At 33.2% G+C, this 18565-nt stretch carries 15 protein-coding genes and 1 pseudogene; 12 read left to right on the plus strand and 4 right to left on the minus strand.

What is annotated here, in order from left to right; all coding sequences use genetic code 11:
- Nucleotides 1-2 precede the first annotated feature (2 nt).
- The 7 genes from NFR27_RS04125 to NFR27_RS04155 all read left to right on the plus strand — a co-directional run bounded on the left by NFR27_RS04125 (nt 3) and on the right by NFR27_RS04155 (nt 6918).
- Nucleotides 3-1295, plus strand: coding sequence for an ATP-grasp domain-containing protein (locus NFR27_RS04125; RefSeq protein ID WP_251454402.1), 1293 nt, complete (start codon nt 3-5; stop codon nt 1293-1295).
- A complete protein-coding gene (locus NFR27_RS04130; protein WP_251454404.1) occupies nt 1295-2404 on the plus strand; it encodes a DegT/DnrJ/EryC1/StrS family aminotransferase in 1110 nt (369 codons plus the stop codon). The genes NFR27_RS04125 and NFR27_RS04130 overlap by 1 nt, the downstream gene beginning before the upstream one ends.
- 3 nt (nt 2405-2407) lie before the next feature.
- The gene (rfbA, locus tag NFR27_RS04135; protein ID WP_251454407.1) at nt 2408-3280 is read left to right on the plus strand and encodes a glucose-1-phosphate thymidylyltransferase RfbA; all 873 of its coding nucleotides are present in this window, start codon (nt 2408-2410) and stop codon (nt 3278-3280) included.
- 10 nt (nt 3281-3290) lie between these two features.
- Nucleotides 3291-4070 carry an ABC transporter permease gene (locus NFR27_RS04140; RefSeq protein WP_251454410.1) on the plus strand — a complete coding sequence of 260 codons (780 nt, stop codon included), beginning with the start codon at nt 3291-3293 and terminating at the stop codon, nt 4068-4070.
- A 13-nt stretch (nt 4071-4083) separates the two neighbouring features.
- Nucleotides 4084-4824, plus strand: a complete 741-nt coding sequence (locus NFR27_RS04145; protein ID WP_251454413.1) for an ABC transporter ATP-binding protein — start codon at nt 4084-4086, stop codon at nt 4822-4824.
- A 2-nt stretch (nt 4825-4826) separates the two neighbouring features.
- Entirely contained in the window at nt 4827-5831 is a 1005-nt protein-coding gene (rfbB, locus tag NFR27_RS04150; RefSeq protein WP_251454415.1) for a dTDP-glucose 4,6-dehydratase, read from the plus strand.
- Nucleotides 5832-5895: 64 nt separating this feature from the next.
- The gene (locus NFR27_RS04155; RefSeq protein WP_251454418.1) at nt 5896-6918 is read left to right on the plus strand and encodes an acyltransferase family protein; all 1023 of its coding nucleotides are present in this window, start codon (nt 5896-5898) and stop codon (nt 6916-6918) included.
- Nucleotides 6919-7059: 141 nt separating this feature from the next.
- Here the strand turns inward: NFR27_RS04155 and NFR27_RS10140 are convergent.
- A pseudogene (locus NFR27_RS10140) lies at nt 7060-7200 on the minus strand (hypothetical protein); the annotation flags it as partial.
- A gap of 648 nt (nt 7201-7848) precedes the next feature.
- Here NFR27_RS10140 and NFR27_RS04160 point away from each other — a divergent pair.
- From NFR27_RS04160 to NFR27_RS04170, 3 genes are read left to right on the plus strand one after another with little or no spacing between them, the layout of a single operon-like run.
- Nucleotides 7849-8583: a glycosyltransferase family 2 protein gene (locus NFR27_RS04160; RefSeq protein ID WP_251454421.1), complete on the plus strand. Its 735-nt coding sequence runs from the start codon at nt 7849-7851 to the stop codon at nt 8581-8583.
- Between the two features lie 5 nt (nt 8584-8588).
- Nucleotides 8589-9557 carry a glycosyltransferase family 2 protein gene (locus tag NFR27_RS04165; protein WP_251454424.1) on the plus strand — a complete coding sequence of 323 codons (969 nt, stop codon included), beginning with the start codon at nt 8589-8591 and terminating at the stop codon, nt 9555-9557.
- Nucleotides 9558-9577: 20 nt separating this feature from the next.
- Nucleotides 9578-10807, plus strand: coding sequence for an O-antigen ligase family protein (locus NFR27_RS04170; protein ID WP_251454427.1), 1230 nt, complete (start codon nt 9578-9580; stop codon nt 10805-10807).
- Nucleotides 10808-10892: 85 nt separating this feature from the next.
- Here the strand turns inward: NFR27_RS04170 and NFR27_RS04175 are convergent, their stop codons facing one another.
- Nucleotides 10893-11567, minus strand: coding sequence for an HAD family hydrolase (locus tag NFR27_RS04175; RefSeq protein ID WP_251454430.1), 675 nt, complete (start codon nt 11565-11567; stop codon nt 10893-10895).
- Nucleotides 11568-11719: 152 nt separating this feature from the next.
- Here NFR27_RS04175 and NFR27_RS04180 point away from each other — a divergent pair, with 152 nt between their 5' ends.
- Both NFR27_RS04180 and NFR27_RS04185 read left to right on the plus strand, forming a co-directional pair.
- Complete coding sequence (locus tag NFR27_RS04180; protein WP_251454433.1) at nt 11720-13414, plus strand: sugar-binding domain-containing protein; 1695 nt, start codon at nt 11720-11722, stop codon at nt 13412-13414.
- An 85-nt stretch (nt 13415-13499) separates the two neighbouring features.
- A complete protein-coding gene (locus tag NFR27_RS04185) occupies nt 13500-15290 on the plus strand; it encodes a sulfatase-like hydrolase/transferase (RefSeq protein ID WP_251454435.1) in 1791 nt (596 codons plus the stop codon).
- 46 nt (nt 15291-15336) lie between these two features.
- On the opposite strand, the gene NFR27_RS04190 is transcribed toward NFR27_RS04185, so the two are convergent.
- The gene (locus NFR27_RS04190; protein WP_251454438.1) at nt 15337-16908 is read right to left on the minus strand and encodes a putative polysaccharide biosynthesis protein; all 1572 of its coding nucleotides are present in this window, start codon (nt 16906-16908) and stop codon (nt 15337-15339) included.
- A gap of 285 nt (nt 16909-17193) precedes the next feature.
- Nucleotides 17194-18510 (minus strand): L-lactate MFS transporter, encoded by a 1317-nt coding sequence (locus tag NFR27_RS04195; protein WP_251454441.1) that lies wholly within the window; start codon nt 18508-18510, stop codon nt 17194-17196.
- Nucleotides 18511-18565 lie beyond the last annotated feature (55 nt).

Consider the following 18565-nt stretch of genomic DNA (forward strand, 5'->3'; position numbering starts at 1 on the left):
AGATGAAACATTCGAGCATTCTTGTATTTCCTTGTGGCTCTGAAGTGGGACTTGAGATAAATAAGTCTCTTCAAGACATATCTTTTATTACATTATATGGGGGCGCGAGTGTTCCTGATCATGGTAAATGGGAATATGAAAATTATATTGGCAATATACCTTATATTACTGATACGAATTTTGTTGATAAGTTAAATAAAATTATAGAGAAATATGATATTGATTTTATATTTCCTGCATTAGATTCAGTAGCACTAGTTTTATCCGATTTACGAGATTCCATTAAGGCTACAATTTTGACTTCGAGTAAGGACACGGTTAATATTTGTCGAAGTAAATCTAAGACCTATGAAGCGTTAAAGGGGTGTGATTTTTTACCAGAGATATATAGAAATAGTGTTAATATAGATTTTCCTGTATTTATGAAACCTGCTATTGGTCAAGGAGCTCAAGGTGCAAGACTAATTCATTCTAAAGATGAGTTAGAATTTGAGTTATCACAAACAGTTGAAGAGCAAGTTTTGTGTGAGTATTTACCAGGTATGGAGTATACTGTAGATTGTTTTACAGATATGAATGGTGTACTTAAATATTGTGCACATCGAAGTAGGAATAGAATAAAATCTGGAATTAGTGTAAATTCGCAATTAGAGCCAACTAATTCTAGAGTGAGTGAAATTGCAAATATTATTAATCAAAAACTAAATTTTAAGGGTGCTTGGTTTTTTCAATTAAAGGAAGCTAAAGATGGTCAATTAAAATTAATGGAAGTAGCGACTCGCATAGCAGGAACTATGTGTATTGAAAGGGCACGAGGGGTTAATTTACCTTTGCTGACAGTATTTGATGCACTGGGATATGAGGTAGAAGTATCACCACAATTTGATAAAGTTGAAGTTGATCGGGCTTTGACCAATTGCTATAAATTAAACTTTAAATTTGATGAACTATACATTGATTATGATGATACAGTAATTATCAGAGATAAAGTAAATTTAAAAGTGATTGCTTTATTATATAAATGCGCTGACCAAGATATACCTATTTATTTAATTACTAAACATCATAAAGATATTTTGCAGGAACTAAAAGAACGAAAGATTTCTATTGATTTATTTAAAGAAATTATTCATATAGAGCAAGGCGATGATAAAAGTAAATATATATCACCATCTAAAGATGCTTTGTTTATTGATGATTCTTTTGCTGAAAGAAATAATATTAGTAAAAAACATGGAATTAAGTCTATGGGCGTTGATAATATTGAAGTTTTATTGAATGGAGTGAGACAGTAATGTCTAAAAGCAAGGTAATTAATGTAACATCGTCCTCTATGCCACCTTTTGAAGAATATGTAGATGAAATTAAAGAATTGTGGCAGTCTCGGTGGTTAACAAATTCTGGAATTAAGCATCAGGATTTAGAAAAAAAGTTGAAGTCATATTTTAGTTGTGAAAATATAAAATTTTTTTCAAATGGGCATTTAGCATTAGAAGCTATTTTAAATACTATGCAATTAAAAGGGGAAATTATTACCACTCCATTTACATATGCTTCAACAACTCAAGCTATTGTTAGAACGGGTTCTATTCCTGTATTTTGTGATGTAGAGCCGGAATATTATACAATGGATGTAGGCAAGATTGAAGCTTTAATCACTGAAAAAACAGTAGCTATATTACCAGTTCATGTTTATGGTAATATTTGTAATTATAAGGAAATTGAAAAATTAGCATCTAAATATAATCTAAAAGTAATTTATGATGCAGCACATGCTTTTGGAGTTACTACCAATGATATGTCAGTAGCTAATTTAGGTGATGCAAGCATGTTTAGTTTTCATGCAACTAAAGTATTTCATACTATTGAAGGTGGTTGTATTACATTTAAAGATGAAGAACTCTCAAATAAATTAGATGCATGGAAAATGTTTGGCATGCAAGGTAAAGAGGATGCAGAGTATATTGGCACGAATGCAAAGATGACTGAGTTTCAAGCAGCTATGGGGTTATGTAATTTACGGCATGTTGAAGACGAAATTAACAAACGTAAAAAGATTGTTCAAAGATATCGTTCTAATCTGAGTTCTATAAATGGCATTACATTATGTAAAGAACAAAATGCTGTGAAGTCAAATTATTCATATTTACCAGTTGTATTTGAGAAAAACTTATTTGGCAAAGATAGAAATGAAGTTATTGAGCTATTAGGTAAACATAATATTTTTGCTAGAAAATATTTTTATCCATTAACATCTCAGTTCAGTGTCTATCAAGATTTATTTATGATTCAAAAAACGCCTATTGCCGAAGAAATTTCTAAAAAAATTCTCACTTTACCTTTATATGCAGATTTGGAATTAGACGATGTAGATCGAATTTGTGAGTTAATTTTGAAAGGATAAGATATGAAAGCGATTATTTTAGCTGGCGGTTCAGGAACTCGTTTATATCCTACAACAATTGCAATTTCTAAACAGATGTTACCAATATATGATAAACCTATGATATATTATCCTTTGGCAGTTGTTATGTTGGCAGGTGTTAGAGATATACTAATAATATCAACAAACAGAGATATATCTTGCTTTCAAGAATTATTAGGTGATGGATCTCATTTAGGGCTCAAGATTGAATACGCTATTCAAGAGAAACCTCGTGGCTTAGCAGAAGCTTTTATAATAGGTGAGAAATTTATTGGTAATGATTCTGTAATGTTAGTATTAGGCGATAATATTTTTTATGGTAGTCGTTTGTCTGAGACATTACAAAAGGCCTCTAATTTAAAAACAGGAGCGCTTATATTTGGATATAAAGTACCAAATCCTCAAGATTATGGCATTGTAGAATTTGACTCTGTTGGAAAAGTATTATCTGTTGAAGAAAAACCAAAAAAACCGAAATCTGATTATGCGATTCCAGGTTTATACTTTTATGATAATAAGGTTATTGAATTTGCTAGACAAGTTACACCTTCTAAACGCGGTGAATTAGAAATTACTGCTGTTAATGATTTATATTTACAAGCTGGAGATTTACGTGTGGAATTATTAGGTCGTGGAACAGCTTGGCTTGATACGGGAACTCATGATGGATTATTAGAGGCTAGTAACTTTGTTGCAATTTTTCAGAGACGACAAGGTCTGTATATTTCTTGTGTTGAGGAAATTGCATTTAGAAAAGGTTATATTAACTCTGAGCAATTAAGGAATTTAGCAAATAAGTATTTAAAGACCTCATATGGTAAATATTTAATAAAAGTAGCAAGTGAGACTTTGTAATAGGTATGTTATGAAATTAGATATATTAACAACATTAGCAAAAAATAAATTTTTATTTGATGAACTAGTGAAAAGGGATTTTAAGAAAAAATATAAACGGACAGTTTTAGGTTTTTTCTGGAGTATGTTGTCACCTTTGATGATGTTAGGTGTTATGGCGTTTGTTTTTAATCAGTTCTTTGGAAGAATGATTGAGCATTACGTGCTTTATATATTAGCGGGACAAATTGTTTTTGGATATTTTTCAGAATCTACGAATACAGGAATGACCGCATTGTTAAATAACTCAGAAATATTTAGTAAAATTAATATTCCAAAGTTTCTTTTTGTATTATCTAGAAATATCTCTGCATTGATTAATTTTGGAATGACAGTGTTGATTTTCTTTGTATTTATTTTTGCAACTGGTGTAAGTCCATCTTTTTTGATGTTACTGATAGTTTATCCTATTGTTTGTTTAATTATATTTAATTACGGAATTGGACTTATTCTATCAGCACTGTATATTTTTTTCAGAGATATACAATATTTATATTCTTTGGCTCTGCAAGTGATTATGTATGGTTCAGCTATTTTTTATGATATAAATATGTTAGATTCAGAATATAGAATTGTTTTTTATTTTAATCCGATTTATATTTTTACTACTTTTATACGAGATGTTGCAATTTATGGCAATGTTCCTAGTGCATTAGTCACAATTTTATGTGCGGTATATAGTTTATTGGCCTTATTTATTGGCCTCTTTGTTTACAAGAAATATGATTATAGATTTATTTATTATATATAGTTAGGATATTCGTATGAATACAATTGAAGTTAATGATTTATTAGTAGAATATTTAACTGGTGATATTAAGAGCATAGGTCTTAAAGAATATGTTATGAAAAAATTAAAAGGAACACATGAGATTAAGCATTTTAAAGCTTTAGATGGAGTTTCTTTTGATTTACAACAAGGGGATATGTTAGGAATTATTGGTGGCAATGGTGCAGGTAAATCTACTTTGCTGAAAGTTATTTCGGGGATTATGAAACCGGTTAAAGGCTCTTGCAAAGTAGAGGGGAATATTGCAGCTTTATTAGAACTGGCAAGTGGTTTTGATGGTGATTTGACGGTTAAAGAAAATGCGTATTTACGTGGCGCTATGTTAGGTTATACAAAAGCTTTTATGGATGAAAAATATCGAGAAATAATAGAGTTTGCAGAGTTAGAAGAATTTCAAGAGCGCCTATTTAGGCAACTTTCTTCTGGCATGAAGTCTAGATTAGCGTTTTCTATTGCATGTATGGTAAAGCCGGATATTTTGATATTAGATGAGGTTTTGTCTGTAGGAGATGGCTCATTTAGAATTAAAAGCGAAGCCAAAATGCGAGAGGTTATTTCTGGTGGGGTTACTACCTTATTAGTTTCACATTCGTTAGAACAGATTCAAAGGATGTGTAATAAGGTATTATGGATAGAAAAAGGTAAGCAAATAGCTTTTGGTGATACTGCTGAAATAACTAAAAAATATGCAGAATTTATTGAAGGGAAAAAATAGCTATGAATATTATAGTAACTGGCGGCGCCGGCTTTATTGGATCAAACTTTGTTTTTCATATGATAAATGCATATCCTAACTACCGTATTATTTGTGTGGATAAGTTAACCTATGCAGGGAATTTGTCTACTTTAAAACATGTAATGGATAATCCTAACTTCCGTTTTGTAAAGGCTGATATTTGTGATAGAGAAGCTATTGAGAAACTTTTTATAGAAGAAAAGCCGGATATGGTTGTCAACTTTGCTGCTGAATCTCATGTAGATCGCTCTATCGAAAATCCAGGAATTTTCTTAGAAACCAATATTATGGGGACTGCTGTTCTTATGGATGCATGTCGTAAATTTGGAATAAAGCGCTATCACCAAGTATCTACTGATGAGGTGTATGGCGATTTGCCATTAGATAGACCAGATTTATTCTTTACTGAAGAAACTCCATTGCATACAAGCTCTCCCTATAGTAGCTCTAAAGCAGGTGCTGATTTACTTGTGTTAGCCTATTTTAGGACATACGGTTTACCTGTGACAATTTCTCGTTGTTCTAATAACTATGGGCCATATCATTTTCCTGAAAAATTGATTCCTTTAATGATTGCTAATGCTTTGAATGATAAACCGCTACCAGTTTATGGTGATGGTAAAAACGTTCGGGATTGGTTGTATGTTGAAGACCATTGCAAAGCAATTGATTTAATCATTCACAAGGGGCGTGAAGGGGAAGTATACAATGTTGGCGGTCACAATGAAATGGCTAATATTGATATAGTTAAATTGATTTGTAAGGAATTAGGCAAATCTGAAGACTTAATTACTTATGTAACAGATCGTAAAGGTCATGATATGCGTTATGCTATTGACCCGACAAAAATTCATACTGAGCTAGGTTGGTTACCAGAAACTAAATTTGCTGATGGCATTAAAAAGACCATTCAGTGGTATTTAGATAACCGTGAATGGTGGGAAGACATCATTAGTGGGGAGTATAATAATGTTGTTAAAAGTTAAACCTTATTTAATAATTTTGCATTAAATATGAAGTTTCTTATGTGCTAGGAGTTAATAGTAAGTTATGAATATTTTGTGGGGACTTTTAAGTAAATGGCGCAATGAATTATATGGGATTTCCATACTATGGATTATGTTATTTCATTTAGTGGCAGAAGGAAAAATAGATTTTAAAATAAATAGTGCACTTCATAATATTATTTCTCATGGTAATTATGGTGTGGATATATTTTTGTTTTTAAGTGGAATTAGTCTATATTTTTCATTGCAGAAAAATAGTAATACTATATATTTTTATAAAAAACGGATGGCGCGTTTGTTGAGCCCAGTTTTAATTATAAGTGGTACTTTTTTTGTATGGAGTGATATATATATACAAGGAAAATGGATTCAATTTATAAAGAATATCACGTTTTATTCATTTTGGGTTGAAGGTTTCAGAGGTATATGGTTTATAGCTTTAATTGTGCCGTTATATTTAATCTATCCATTTTTTTTTCGTTTTAATGATTTAAAGGCTAAATCTATTTTAAGATTTATTGAAGTTGGCGGTTTCATTTTCTTTCTTATAGTATTACAACAATTATTTCCATCGGTTTATTATAGAATAGAAATAGCATTGACAAGAATACCTATATTTTTATGTGGAGCGTTAGTTGCATATAAAGTATATTTAAACGTTAGAATGACAAAAGTCGAAAAAGCAATTTTATTTTTGGCATTAATGATTTCAGTATATGGGATATTTACTCCTGGATTTTTTTTGAATTCGAATCAAAATTTTAGGTTTGGTTATTTTTTAGCAGGAATATCATTACCATGGATATTTATATTAATCTTAGAATTTTTTGAGCTAGATAATCTAAATAAGTTTTTTTCGAATATTGGACGTATTTCGTTAGAATTATATGTTATACATGTCTCTATCTATGCGATAGTATTTGGGAGTGCTGTTTGGAAAGGGATAGAATATAAGAGCTACGCCTCAATATTACTTTTTTTTATTTGTATTCTATTAGGATATATTTATGATAAAATTCATCAGAATATAAAGAAATATTTTAAGGGGTATATTATCTTTAAGTAATCCGGAAACTATTTATTATGAGTCCCTATTAACTTTAATAAGATTTAAGATAATAAGATGTAGATTTTACTTAATAAAATCTTATAAGAGAATATATGACAAAATTGTAGATTTTTGTCATATTTTGGAGCGCTAAAGAGATTATGCATTCTTAGGAAGGACATGCAACGCAGTTGTTGTGTGTCCTTTTTTAGTATTAATGAATAAAATCCGATTACGAAATCGTTCAAAGTTTTGTAATCCAAAAGCACAATGTCTTAGTGCTTTTATTTTATTGTGGCAACCGTCTGTAAAGCATTAGAGTACGGTAATATTAGGGTATTAACTAATCTCTTCTCGCAAAACTTTAAATGTCTTTAGTGGTTCTTAAATAACGGTTAGAAACCTCGTTTTTCATTAAATGTACGACCACAAGAGCAGAGGTAACGACGTTAGTAATACAAGAGACGAATAGGTTTTTTATTAACAGTTGTATGACGAATAGTTCGGTTTGTATAGCCTTTAATATGTGTAGTTTTTGAATGACAATGCGAAGAAGTGTGAGGATGCGCGGTAACTTCTACATAAAGTAAATATCTTGAATCGGTTTCTCACATATTATATATATATTTGGTCTTGATTCCTAGTAAATTTCCTATACAATCAAGAGTAGACATATTGAATAAACATCCTTTCATAATGGTTTCAGCGCTTTTATTGTAATGTATTTTATTTAATATGTCTTTTTGTAAAAAAATAGGTGCTAAGAGGAGTCGCAACTTGGGTGTCCTCTTGGCGCAAAAAAATAAATTATAGAATTATAAAAATAAGGAAAGTGATTTGTATTAGTGATTAATACAGAATGCATATGCTGGTCATATTAGTTAATTCAGTATATACTATATTAAGATACCATAAGTGAGTAAGCGGTTTATTATTTTAGGGGAATATATGATAACAGTAGTAATACTAACTAAAAATGAAGAAATGAATATAGTAAAGGCTATCGAAAGTGCTAAAACAATAGCTTCAAGGGTATTAGTTGTTGACTCAGCAAGTGAAGATAAGACCGTGTCGTTAGCTCAATCTGTTGGGGCTAAGGTAGTTATTCGTAGATGGGATAATGATTTTGCAGCACAACGTAATTTTGCCTTAGAGTATGTAAATACAGAGTGGGTATTTTATTTAGATGCTGATGAGAGAATAACTGATGAGTTGGCTGAATCAATAAATAAAGTGATTGGCGAGAATAAGAAGGCACTTTATGAGATTGAGCGGAGAAATAGTGCCTTTGGAAAAGATTTTAAATATGGAGTTTTATCTTCTGATACTGTAAAACGGTTATTTCCTACTCAATTAGCTAAATGGCAAGGAAAAGTTCATGAATCAGTGGTTACAGATTTACCAGTTATAATGCTTGAAGGATATATTAAGCATTATACATATAGAGATTTTGATCAGTATATTCATAAAATGAATATGTATTCTACAATTTGGGCAAGGGATAGTCATAAAAAATCAAAATTATTAAAAGATATAGTATTTAGACCTTTTTTTGCTTTTTTTAAGATGTACATATTGAAATTTGGTTTTTTAGAAGGTTGGTTAGGCTTTGTTTTGTCAATTAATTATAGCGTATATACACTGAATAAATATGCGAAGCTTAGAATGAAACAAAAAGGATAATGAATATGAGTAAAATATCAGTAATTGTTCCTGTCTATAAAGTGGAACAATATTTAAATGAATGTATAGACTCTATACTCAATCAAACATATAAAGATTTAGAGATTATTCTAGTTGATGATGGTTCTCCCGATAATTGTGGAAAAATATGTGATGAATATGTCAAAAAAGATAGTCGAATTAAGGTTATCCATAAAAAAAATGGTGGATTGAGTGATGCTCGTAATGTGGGGATAGATGTAGCAACTGGTGATATTTTAGGATTTGTTGATAGTGACGATTATATTGATCCTAATATGTTTGAAGATATGATTACATATATGGCAGTTAATAATTTAGATGTTGTTTGTGCAGATACATTTATTGTTAGAGGCAGTCATACACGATTTAGACCGCGTTATGGTAAAGATTTAATTTATGATGAAGGTCAAGCAATCAATGAGATTTTAAATGGTAAATTAGATAATGCAACATGGAATAAAATATATAAAAGAAAGGTTATTGGTAATATTAGATTTCCTGTGGGAAGGAAATACGAAGATGTTGCGACTATTTATAAATATATTTATAATGCTAAACGTGTAGGATATATTTCTAAACCTTTCTATTATTATCGTAAGCTAAAGACTTCGATTACAGGCACGTCATTTAATTGTCAGAGCCGATATGATTGCTTTATCGGTTATAGAGAACGATTAGAATTTGCTAAGTTTCATAAATTAGACTCTATAAATGATTGTGAATTATTAGCGCTTGAAACAGCATTAGCAACTTTGACTGTATTTTATGCATGGGATGAAGATAATAGGTCAGAACGCTTTTTAGATGTTTATCATTTTATTGCAAATCATTTAGCAATAAAGAAAATTGATAAATTAAAGTCTAAACATAAGTTTTTATTGTGGAGCTTTAAACATGCTAAAATTTTTCACAAAGTATATGCCAAGTTATCTGGTATTTCTAAGCGAATGTAGAGAGGTTTAAGATATAAATTATGGTTAGTAAAAATGAAATGATGGCTGCGTATTGTTTTGGTATTAGTATGTTTGTATTTAGGCTATCTATAGCATTAGGTAATATATTTTTTGTTTTAGGGATAATTTTTTGCATTAGTATTTTATACCAAAAGAAAAAAAATAATAGTTTAAGGACTCTTTATGAGGATGATAATCTTAAGAAAACATATAAAATATTTGGAGTAATGATGCTTTCTATGGTACCATCCATTATATTTTCTTCGAATTTTACAGTAAGCATTAAAGCAATTTCTGACTTATGGCTATATCGTTCTTTAATGTTTTTTGCAATCCCATTATTTATACGAGATAGAAACTTATTAGAAACGATTTTTATTGCTTTTGTCACGATAGAAGCTATTGAAGGGATTGTAGCAGTTTATCAGGTATTAGTTTTGCAATTACATAGAGGTGTTGGTTTTAATATCACCGTATTGGAATATGCAGGGATATTATTAGTATTATTGCCTGTTATCATAGTTTGTATGATTGATGATAAGGTCGGGCCTTTTTTAAGAAAAAGTTCCATTATTTTATTTCCATTTTTAGTGGCAGGCGCTATTGCTGGTCAGAGTCGAGGATTATGGTTGACAATTTTAGTTGTTAGTCCAATATTAGTCTTTAAGTATGTTATAAAAAATAAAAAATATCTTACTGTGGTAAGTATTATAGTAATAACTATTGTAGGTGGATTTATTAGTACTCCTGAATTGACACAGCGAGTTTATTCAATAACTAATACTACAACAGATCGTTCAAATGCAGATAGAATATTGTTATGGGAGTCTACAGTGGAGATGATTAAAGATCATCCTATTGTTGGTGTAGGGACTGGTAACTGGTATGCTGTGTATGAAACTCAGTATGAAAATGAGGAAGTAACTCAAAAACATCTCAATCATTCTCATAGTAATTATTTACAAATAATATCAGAAACAGGTGTAATAGGAATTCTAGGGTTTTTAGTGTTTAGTATATATATGATTTTTGGAAATTTTATAGACTGGAAACGTTTTGGGAATCCTTATTCGCTTATGTTGTTTGGTGTATGGTTTAGTTTTAGTGCATTTGGTTTTATAGATTATTCAATTGGTTCATCAGCTAATGCTAAAACACTTTGGTATATTACTGGGATATTATTAGCATTGAAGATGAATTGGAATAATAATTTTAAAGAGAAAGAAATAGGTAAAATAGAAGGTTATTAAAGTATAATAAGTGAAACTATTATCATGGTAGATTCTTTATTATTGTTGTGAGATTTACTAATTAATTTACTGATAAGGCAAAGTTTTAGTTTTTGTTAATCTCCTTTAAACTCTCCACCACATCCTCTGTTGTTTTAGCGATATATTTAGCGCCCAGCGCCCTTAGTACATTTTCATCTCTAAATCCCCAAGTGACGGCGATAGGGATTAGTCCAGAGTTTTTAGCAGTAGCTAGATCGACTTCGGAATCACCAATATAGATAGCTTCTTCTGGTGTACTTTGTAATGCTTCAAGGGCTGCTAGTACCATATCTGGTTCTGGCTTGCGTTTACGGTCTGGTGTTTCGCCAATGGCGACGGTAAAGTAATCTTTGAAGTATTGATTATTTAGGGCAGTAACCCCTTCTTGCACTTTATTTGATACGACGGCTAATTTATAGCCGTCGTTTTTTAATGTCTTTAATAATTCATAAATACCAGGATAGGGTGCTGTTTTATCGTTACAATGGTCGGCATAATAGGTTTTGAACTCTTGTAGCATAATTGCTTTTTCATCTTCGCTAATAGGTGGATTCGTTGTAGGGACACTACGGTCTACTAATTTAGCTAAGCCATTGCCAACAAAACTGCGTATTTCATCGTAAGAACGGGTAGGATAGTTATGCTTGGTTAATACGTAATTCATAGTATCCATTAAATCATCTAGAGTATTTAAAATAGTGCCATCGCAATCAAAAATAACAGTTGTATATTGTTTCATGAAATATATCTCCTCTTTTTTTCAAAATTAAGTGTATTTCTTTTAGTATAGGTGAAAAAATGTACACTGTAAACAGAATTTCCTTCATAATTCAATTGAATAAGTATGGCTATTTAGTATATACTTATAAGAGAACATAGGAGGAGTCTTTGATGAGTACGATGGAATTATTGCAGCCTGTAGACAACGCATTTCGTGACTCGTTTGATTTGCGTGGCAACTGGTTTTTTGCCTTTGATAAAACGAAGGATAAAACCTATGAAACTGGTGTAGCACGGCAAATGTCGGTGCCAGTTCCGGCGGCGTTGCAGGATTTATTTGTAAGTCCTGAAGAACGTACCTACTGCGGTACCATGTGGTATGAGCGCAGTGTATTTGTACCAAAACGATGGTTAGGCTCAGATGTATTTTTGCGTTTTGATGGCATTGGCAATCGAGCTGTTGTGTATGTGAACGGCATGGAGGCTGGGCGCCATGAAGGAGCCTTTGTTACCACTGTGTTGAATGTGACACGTCAACTTCGTTATGGTGAAGATAATCGAATTGTTGTAAAAGTAAATAATGAATTGTCTAATTATTCATTACCAGCTGGTCAGGTTATTACGTCACCAAAGGGGCGTCGAGTTAATCAGCCTAATTTTGAATATGAAGCCCCAAGTGGTATTTATGGAAATGTTACTCTATATACAGTGCCTACTACACGATTAACTGATGTGGCGGTGCAAACATTGGAACTTTCTGCTGAGCAGGCAGTTGTTCAATATATGGCACATGTGCAAGGCAATTGTCTTGTGACAGCTACTTTGCGTGATCGCGAAGGGCGTATTGTAGCTACTGGTGTTGGTGGTAATGCAAAACTTGTTGTTGAAAAACCTCATATTTGGTCAATTGGTGAAGGGTATTTATATACCTTAGAATTAGAAGTGAGTCGACTTGGTAAGCAGCATGATATGTATGCTTTGCGTATAGGTATTCGTACTGTATCTATTGAATCTGGCAATGTTAACTTAAATGGAACTGTCATTCGTTTGAAAGGACAGCAGTTTATAGGAACAGGTAATCAGCTCACAGCCAATCCAATTCAAGCTAAACAGCAATTACTTCAAATCTTAGCGACTGGCGGTAACTGTATTTTTAGTAATGGTCAACCATTGGCGCCTGAAGTTTTACAATTGGCTGATGAATGCGGTGTACTGGTAGTGGCTGAAATGCCAGCAGCTGGTTTACAAGCAAAAGATCTACAGGCGGGCGAAGCTAATTTCAGTAAAAGTGATATTAAATCTCGATTGTTAGATACTCATAAAGACACGATAAACTCTTTAATTACCCGTGATAAGAATCATCCATCCATTGTTAGTTGGTCTTTATTATATAATCCATTAACAATGATGAAAGATGATGAGCTTTATTATAAAGAAATTGCAGAGGCTGCGCTTCAAAGTGATTGGGAACACCGTCCGTTAACTTTGACATTTAATCAACCATTAAGTCAGATTTGGGCTGGTAATTTAAATTCGTACTCTTTATTATTACTAAGCACTTGGTCAAATCAATGGCAAATGGATGGGGAAATTTTGCAAAGTTTGATGTATAAAGAATTAGTTGATTGGCAAGCGAAACAACCTGAAAAGGCCATAGTTGTTTTAGTAGGCTCAGACAATCAAGTGGGATACTTCAGTGCAGGTGGCATTGGAACTACAATGGCTTCGTATGTATCGCATAGAGAAGAGTCAGAGAAAGTGAAAGCTATTTTGGATATGCTAAGCTCTATGCCTAATGTGCAGGGGCAATTCTTACAAAATGGAGTAAGAGGATTAGAGGGCGTTGTAGCGGAGCGTTGGAAGTAAGTTTTTTGAAGATGATGAGAGGAGAGAGTATGACATTGAGTCAGCTCTCTCTTTTAATTTAAAATAGTAGTTTGAGAGGGATATTGTGTTAAACAAGAATTTAAAATTAAGTAAAGTAAGTAAAGTAAGTATATATTTTCTTTGTATTATAGCGATTTCATTTGTGTGGCGCTTACTTATAGGGACTCCATTAATAATTAGTAAAGTAGAACTTGGTGGAGCTGTTATAGTATTATATGGACTATTTCTGTTTAAATTTCATAAAAAAATTACCCTTATTAGTATTCTCATATCTTTTGTATTGGCATCTTTAATATTGTTGCGTTTATTTATAGGAGCTTCTTTAGAGACATCTTTTATAAAAGCACATTGGTCAGAAGGATTGATACTTAGTGGTGCGTTATTGCAAATTGTTTTTTTCTCTAAATTAACGAATGGATATTGGAGAAAAGTTCTCGTAAGTATTGTTAGTGTGGCTGTGTTTTTGCTTTTTATACCGGTAACTATTTATTGGGGATATTGGGCAATTAGTAGCCAGTGGCTTCAAGCTGATATTATCTTAGCTATTTGTCAAACTAATTTGTCAGAGGCTAAAGCTTATTTGGAGTCACAGAGTTTAATAGCTTTGATTACCTGTTTAGGATTATTGTTTTTGGTATTATTTGCTTGTATATATTTTGTGAAAATATTATTTTCGGTAGAAACCATTAATATAAAAGAAAAGCCTAAGATTTGGTGTGCAGGGATTATTATATTATTTCTAGTGTCATTAGGTTTAAGTATTAAGGCGATTAAAGTTTCCGCGCCTTATATGCTATATCAATCAGTAAGGCAATCGTTAGGTGATTATGAGAGATTTAGTGAACTTAGACAGGTACGAGAAAATAAATTAAACTCATTGACTGGTTTGACTATTCAAGAAAAAGATAAGGGTGTTTATGTGCTAGTTATTGGTGAGTCAGAGTCTCGTGATCATATGAGTCTTTATGGATATAATAGAGAAACTACACCATGGTTAAAGGAATTTTCAAAGAATATGAATACGTTAGTATTTGATAATGCATATTCAAACCATACACATACTGTTCAAAGTCTTACTTATGCACTTAGTGAGAAAAATCAATATAATGATATTTCACTAGAACAGGCTAATTCAATTATGGAAATTAGTAAGGCTGTTGGTATAAAAACATATTGGTTAAGTAATCAGGCAAAATATGGTGCGTGGGATACACCTATTGCAGAAATTGGTTCTACAGCTACTACACAAGTGTGGTTAAATGGTAATGGTGGTGAAGAGACTACTACAGTCTATTATGATGATAAACTAATTGAAGAAGTGGCTAGATTAAAGAGTATAGAAAATGGCTTGATTGTTATTCATGTAATGGGGAGTCATGGTTCATATGAAGACCGTTTTCCCGCTACATTTAATAAGTTTTCAGGTAGTAAAGAAGATATTGACTCTTATGATAATAGTATATTGTTTAATGATTATGTGTTATCACAAATTTATAAAGAAATTTCTCAAAATCCAAATTATAAAGCTATGATAATGATGTCTGATCATGGAGAAGATGTAGAGGGGAAGAACGCACATGAGAGTAGTAAATTTACCTATTCTATGGCAAGGATACCATTAATAGTTAATTTTTCAGAGTCTTATATAAACGATAATCAACAGGTAATAAATACGTTAAAAAATCATCAACAAGCATATTGGACAAATGATTTATTGTATGATTTATTATTATCTATATTAGGTATTCAAGGTGCTCCAGTAGTTAATTCTAAATTAGATTTATCATCGCCAGAGTATGATAGAACCTTAGAAAATATTAGAACTCTTCATGGTAAAAAGAAGATAATAGAATAGCAATAAAAAACACTGCTTTTGCAGTGTTTTTTATTTTCTCTCTATTTTATTTTTCTTTTCCTCTAAAAAATTTCCCAATCAGAGGCATTCGTTCGCCGTCGTGACGGTTAAGACCTTTTAAGAGGACCATAATAATTACATAAATAACGCCACCGACCATGGCCGTAAGTGCCATAGCGAAAAATTGGTGTAAGATAGTCGCTAATGGTGGGTAGAGGAAGAACATAGCCACGCCCATGATAATAGCGCTGACAATATTTTTCCATAATAAAGAAAAGTCGAGGAAATAGCCGGTATACTTTTTGATCCAAATTAGATTTAATAGGGCTGCAACGCCGATATCAGCGACGGTTGCGTAAGCAGCACCACTTATGCCTAGCCAAGGAATAGATGTTAAATTCCAGTTTAGAATTACTTTGCAAATCGCAGCTACGCCCATGTTAACAACTGGAATAGTAGGTTTTCCTAAACCTTGTAAAACGCCAGTTGTTACTTGGTGCATCCCTAAAAAGAAAATGGCAATCGCTGTAATTTGTGTAGCTTCAGCGGCACGAGGCGCATTATAGATGATACTTACAACTGGTTCGGCAAGGACATAAAGCATCAATGTAAAAGGCACCGTGGACATGAAGGTAATTCGCATGGCCCCAGCAGTACGATAATATACCCCTTTAGCATCATCAACTGCTTTGGCATTAGAAATAGCAGGTACAATGCTTGTTGCTAAGGCAGCTGTAATAATTGTTGCCAAGTTGATAAGTGGCACAGCCATTCCTGTCAAATAACCGAATAGCTCTGTAGCTTGACTAGTTGAAAAACCAGCAACCTCTAAACGACGAGGTACAATGAATAAGTCTAGATTTGCCACCAATGGCAACATAAGACTCGCTAGTGAAATTGGAATGGCCAGTTTAATAAGTCGTTTTACAATAGAGCCAGATGACTCACCAGGTCCAGCGGGTTGTTTGTGGGCATCTTCTGGCGATTTTGGTAATTTGTAATAGTAGTACATGAGTACGACTAAGGCACCAAAGGCACCAATACCTGCGCCAAGGCTAGCCCCACCAGCGGCAGCGCCTAACCCATAAGGTAATAATAGATAGGCAGCTCCTAGCATGACGACAACGCGAAGCAATTGCTCAATAATTTGGCTCACCGCAGTAGGCGTCATTAATTGCCAGCCTTGTAAATACCCTCGATAGCATGAAATGAGGGTAACAAAGAAAATGGCTGGTGATAAAGCGAGTAAGGCTAAATAGGCACGATCATCAATAATATATCCTGATGAAATGAGCCAATCCGAACCAAACCACATTAAAATACTGAAAAATAGGCCCGTTGCAAATAGGAGATAGAACGAAAGTTTAAATACTTTTTGAGCTCCTTTATAGTCGAAGCGAGCTATTTTTTCAGCTGTTAAAATTGAAATAGCAATCGGAATACCGGCACTAGATAGCTGTAGCGATAAGAGATAAATAGGAAAGGCCATTTGATAAATACCAATCCCTTCACCACCGAGAACGCGCGACAAGAGAATCCAGTTAATACTGCCAATTGCTTTGACTACAAAGCCTGCAATCGTAAGAATAAGCGTGCCTTGTAAAAATCGGTTAACCATTTACTATACTCCCAACTTGATGTTCAGATAGTTTTGAAAAGAAAATAGGACTTATAAAGCCTATCAATAGTTAATTTTAACATAGATTCAGGTACTATGCATTAGTATTTTGAGAAAGAAAGGGGCTTTTTAAGAAAAGTTTACTAAATTTAGTCAAAGCTTTTTTTGAGGAATTCAAGAAAGTATACATATTAGTACATTAGTAAGATAATAAAATAAGAGGCTGAAATCAGTTGCTAGATGCATTTGATTTCAGCCTCTTTAATTATTTTATAGTTATAACAGTTACGCAGTTACTCCTTGATGCTCTTCAGTCGCAGAATTTGTTGTTTCAGCCGTTTGAGCTGTTACGGCTACTACGGTGTCTGCTTCAAAGTGGCGATCTTTGGTATATACTTTTAGTGCAATGGCAATGATTAAGTTAATTACAAAGAGGACACTAAACACATAGAGTGGACCGCTATAGCTATGGGTACTTTCACGAAGAAAAGATACTAAGGTAGGCCCTGCAATACCCGCCATTCCCCAAGCTGTGAGAATACGACCGTGAATAGCGCTTAATTGTTTAGTACCAAATAAATCACTTAAGTAAGCAGGCATACAAGCAAAGCCGCCACCGTAGCAAGTAATAATAGCAAATACTAAAATCTGGAAGATAAAGGCTGTTGTTGTATTAGCAAGGGCCAGAAACGCTAAAATTTCTATGGCAAAGAATAGCATATAGGTGAAAGGTCGACCTAAATAGTCTGACACAGTTGACCAGACGATGCGCCCTAGACCATTGAGAAGGCCAATAATACCCACCATAGAGGCAGCCTCATTGGCAGTCATGCCTACAATTTCTTGAGCCATTGGCGAAGCCACTGCTAGTAAGCCAATGCCACAGGTAATGTTAATGAAGAAAATCCACCATAAAGCAGAGAATTGCCAAGTACGCATTGCTTCATGGGCGTTTAATCCACGGTTTAATACCTGTGTTGTACGATCTGTTAGTTTACGCTCGTTTGTTGTTGATTCGGCATTGTTAGTTCCTATTGTATTAGCTGGTGGTTTTAAATATAGGGAAGAAGCAATCATAACGATAATATAGGTGACACCAAGGATTTGAAAGGTTTCCACTAAGCCATAGTGAGTGGTTAGCCATTGCATTAATGGTCCTGCAATTAATGAAGCAAAGCCAAAACCCATGATAGCCAGACCGGTGGCGAAACCACGGTTGTGAGGAAAGTATTTTACTAAGGTAGATACAGGTGTAATATAACCTACGCCAAGACCGATGCCACCAATGAGACCATAGAAAATATAGAGTAATGTAAGGTTTGCCTCATTAAGTGCATAGGCAGTGCCTAGCATGCCGATACCAAAGAAGATCGTACTAAGAAGACCACTCTTTTTTGGCCCCATTTTTTCAGCAACATTACCTAGTAGACCAGCGGATAGGCCAAGAAATAGAATGGCTAAAGAGAAGGTCCAGGTTGTTTCTTTTAAGGACCATCCCATAGTTGTCATAATGGGGCGGGTTAAAACGCTCCAAGCATAGACACTGCCGATACAAATGTGGATTCCAATGGCTGAAAGAGCAATAAGCCAACGATTACGCATAGAAAATCATCCTTTCTATAATGAAAAGGAGAGCTTGCGATCAATTGACAATGCA

Source organism: Veillonella intestinalis, assembly GCF_943192895.1.
GTDB classification, from domain to species: Bacteria; Bacillota; Negativicutes; order Veillonellales; family Veillonellaceae; genus Veillonella_A; species Veillonella_A intestinalis.